Source organism: Algoriphagus sp. (assembly GCF_024642405.1).
Classification (GTDB): domain Bacteria; phylum Bacteroidota; class Bacteroidia; order Cytophagales; family Cyclobacteriaceae; genus Algoriphagus.
The window spans coordinates 1-4,099 of record NZ_JAHEBC010000120.1 but is presented as its reverse complement, the minus strand read 5'-3'; the positions used below and the strand labels follow the sequence as shown (position 1 = coordinate 4,099).

Below are 4,099 nucleotides of genomic sequence, written 5' to 3'. Positions count from 1 at the left end.
TTCTTCAATTATATCAGAGACTATTTTAGTTGTCAGGTAAATTCCGATAATAAAAAATATAAAACCTATTAAATAGAAAATCCTTTTTTTCATTTTTTGTTAATCAGATTAACTCTTTTTGGCTTTCGACACCAGTGTAATAATGACAATGTCAGCTCCTTTGAAATTTCCGTTAATTCTGCCAAATAAAAAGGCATGGACCTGTTGATCTTATCAATCAGCTGGAATTATTTTTTTTAGATCCACATGACAAGGGATTGAACTCAAGAATATCATAATTAATCAGTCCTCTTAATATACTTTGAAATACAATGAACTACTCCTTGTCTTTTCGCAAAACTGTTGAAGTCTCCTAGCTGATGAACATTAAACCCATATTTCTCCCACAATTTTTTCATTTGGTCATCCAATGCAGAAAGACTTAAATATTCTCCGTGCCCAAACGTAGGGAGGTATACATGTTTCCCGTAAACCTCGCTATTTTCTACCAAGCAGTTATTGCTAGTAATGTGATGCCAATTTCTTACGAGCGCTACATCATTATCTCTGGCTCCAAGATTATTGAAATCCTTCACAACACTTAGTATATCCCTATCTGTGGGATTGCTAATCGCTAATTCACGTAAATAATTAATTGAGATTTCCCTACCCGTGAATTCAGGGAAATGAACAAGTGGATTTCTATAGACTTTTATCCCTTGCTTTTTGAATGAACGAGCAATCTCATCATATGCCTCCTGTAAATTGTGAGCTCGGTCAGGAAGACCTAAAAGTTTATTTCCTAGTTTTGGCGATCCAACCATCATTTCAAATAATCCATCTTTATTTTTGCCGATGAGGCTGATAAACATATCAATATGGAAAATGGGTTGGTAAGGTCCCGTGCCAGCTCCGACAATGTCAAGGATGAATTCTCCGGATTCTTTTGTCCCCACATAAGCTGGTAGCGTAATTTCTTTTTTGGTTCCAGCGACAAACATGGGTCTGCGTTGATCAACAAAATCGCTAAAGCTTTTTCTGACAAGATCCTCTATGGTTTGTCCTTGAGAAGGCCTTAAGGGAAGTGTATTATCGTTGATCATATTGATAGTGTCTTGATAATAATCCTTACCAAGAATCCAGAAATCATCTGCTACCAGACAATTTCCACCTTGAAAAATTAATGGTGCTTGACGAGAATTGAGGAATGTATATTCATCTACAGTGTCCGCAATAATTTGGTCTCCTGATCTTGGGAATTCCCAAGGTTCCATGAGATAATAAGTTTCATCGTATGCGTCTTTCAGCGCTACATATGCATCTTCAGCCCAATCTGTAAAATCCACATAGCTAGGTAGTGGAACCCAGTTTATTGAAGAAATTCTATGGCCCAGAGTCGTAAACCAATTTTCAATCACTTCTCTATCTGCTTCATAATGAACTACGATGAAATTTGTTCCTATTCGAAGAGCCTTAATCAAAGATTTATAAGCCTCCGCAGTTTCATTAGTTTCAAAATGTGGAGCATTTGGAAAAGCAAATAAGATGGTATCAATTCCTCCTTTATAGGAACTGATAAGTTCTGGAATTTGAAGACCAGGAGTTGGTTGATTATCTCTGGATTCAAATCCCACTGAATTGGTAGTACTTCCCCGGGTATTAGATTTCTTTTTTGTGGGGTCATAAACTTTGTCACCAAATACTCTCATGTTTTTGGGAGCATCGGGATGGATTGCAAAAAAAATTGATTGATTAAGCATGCCCTTTAGTTTGAAGTGAAAAATCTAGAAAGTAAAATTTACTACCTTTCAACTGAATTTCAAATTTCTTTTAAAAAGTTAATGTGTTGAATATGAGTTAATATGTTGGTTTAAAATATTTAGATAAAATAAAGAATGAGAAATAGGATTTATATAAAACAGATAATTCTTTATCTACTCTTTTAAATTCCTAATTCCAAACAATACCCTCGGCTATATTTACGGTTTTTCTAAAAGATTGAATCCGTTTTTTATAAAATAATTGCTGATGAATTTTCCCTAAGTTAAATACTAAGGATATTTTAATTTTGGATCATCGTATTTTGACAAAAAAAACCAGATGCAATAAACATCTGGTTTTATATTTTCAATAATCAATTTGTTACTGATTGAATAACCTACTATTTTGCTTTGCTATTATCTTATAATTGCAGGCAGGGTAGGATTCTTTTGAAAATCGAAGGTGACTGGCATCACTTCAAGTGAAGATACATCGACGCCTTCTACCTCTGCAGGCTCCCAGTTCCCGGAAGTTGCTTTAATAGCAGAAACAGCTTGATTTTCTAAATCTTCAAGATAATATTCTACCGAAGTATCAATATTGGATGCAGTTGTTGCGAATGGTATTTCCCCATTTTCATCCACTACAAATTTTACAAAGATGGTTCCTTCAATTCCCCAATCTTTTGCATCGGCAGGGAATTTTAAATTACTAAGTACATCTTCTTTTAGATCTCCTTTGTATTCTGCGTTTTCATCTACCGAATAAAAAACTCCGACTCTATTTGATTTATTCTTCAACTTATTTTTGTTGCTTTTAAGGTCAAATAGGATTACTTCTAACCTTTTTCTGTCCATATCACTGTTTACTCCAGTGACAATAACATCAGTTACTTTACCATCATTCATGGTATATTCGTATGCGAAAGCGGGATAATCTTTGGTGATTTCATGAATCTGTCTCAAGTAATCCATATCTCGATCTTGCAAATTCTCAAGATCAGCAATCGTATTGATGTTTAAATCTTGAGCTTTAACAGGTGATAAAGATAGTAGCATAATAAATACTACTGTTAATGATTTTATAAGATTGATATGTTTATTTAAAAATGGCATTATTAATTCCTTTCTATATATATTATTTATTATAAATTATTATGTGCAATACTTTATTGCATCACATTTATATTACAAACATTAACTAAAAATAGTTCCTAATATTATATATATTTAATTTGAATAATTTTTTGTTATATTTTTTTTATAAAAAACTATTGTGAATTAATTAATTTTATAGTGTGTCTCTATTCATAGAGTCTTTCCCTGAGGGCTTTAAATATTATTCTAATATAGATGATTATATAAAATTTAGATTGAGTTCAAACCCTTTATTTATTGAATTCTTTTGGTTTATTCCAATCAATCAAAAAAAAATCATTCCAAGAAAAAATTACTTGGAATGATCTTTAATTTATTTCTAGAGTTTAATAAGTTAATGTTCCCTCTCCATTTAAAATAAATGTTCCAGCTAACCCAGTTTCGTCAAAATTAATATCTACAATTTGCGTAAAATCTCCTGTGGCATTCTCAAAGCGCCCGGTTCCCCCGTCGAAGTTGTATCTTTCTTCAAATGAGATTGGTGAAATCCCTTCAAAAAAATAATGAGTTCCCCATAACTCATCACCATTTGCAGCTGTAAATGTGACTGATCTTGTGCCCAAATCATTAGGTATTGAAGGGTTATAACACCATTCCTCAAACACGGTACTTAGCCCAAGATGTGGTACCGTTCCTTCGCCAAAAGCATTTAAAACAAAAGCTGAACAAGTTACTCCATCACTAGGAAAAAGATTAAAATCACCCTCTAGGTTTTTTATTCTAATATTAGTAGGGGACTGCCTGTGATTTTCTCCTCCATTTATGGGATTATTCACATCTGTTTCATTAGACCTTAAACTTGCAATATCTTTTTGACTTGCCATGTCTATGTCATCATTGAGTGCTAAATCATTGCTGCAAGAAAATAGGATTGCGGCAAAAACGGACAAAATTAAAAATTGATTTCTTATAATTGTTTGGTTTTTTGTTAATAAAAATTGAGTTTTTTAAAATATTAAAATTGAAATATGAAAAAGGCTGAACTCTTTAGAATTCAGCCTTTTTAGTCTTAAGAATAATTAGAAATCTATTCTTTGGTTGTTTCAATTACTCCCCGGAAATATCCTAGGGATTCTGCTATCCCCATAAATGGATTGTCCATATTTCTCTCGTGCTCCAAACTGCACACACCTGTGTAACCTACTTTTCTGATCATTTTTACCATTGCCGGAAAGTCGATTATCCCACGGCCTACCTCGAGT

At 33.1% G+C, this 4,099-nt stretch carries 3 protein-coding genes and 1 pseudogene; all 4 read right to left on the bottom strand.

The annotated features are described in order from the left end of the window. Positions 1-278: 278 nt before the first annotated feature. Positions 279-1,739, bottom strand: a complete 1,461-nt coding sequence (locus Q0L68_RS10690) for a hypothetical protein (protein WP_296702749.1) — start codon at positions 1,737-1,739, stop codon at positions 279-281. Positions 1,740-2,156: 417 nt separating this feature from the next. Continuing rightward, on the bottom strand, positions 2,157-2,798 hold the full coding sequence (locus Q0L68_RS10685; protein ID WP_296702746.1) for an energy transducer TonB: 642 nt from the start codon (positions 2,796-2,798) through the stop codon (positions 2,157-2,159). Positions 2,799-3,223: 425 nt separating this feature from the next. Further along, a complete protein-coding gene (locus Q0L68_RS10680) occupies positions 3,224-3,787 on the bottom strand; it encodes a hypothetical protein (protein ID WP_296702744.1) in 564 nt (187 codons plus the stop codon). A gap of 137 nt (positions 3,788-3,924) precedes the next feature. After that, positions 3,925-4,099 (bottom strand): annotated as a pseudogene (locus Q0L68_RS10675) (sugar phosphate isomerase/epimerase); the annotation flags it as partial.

Coding starts and splice junctions, on each gene's coding strand:
- Q0L68_RS10685 (WP_296702746.1), bottom strand. CDS start 2,798: ATGCTACTATCTTTATCACCTGTTAAAGCTCAAGATTTAAACATCAAT.
- Q0L68_RS10690 (WP_296702749.1), bottom strand. CDS start 1,739: ATGCTTAATCAATCAATTTTTTTTGCAATCCATCCCGATGCTCCCAAA.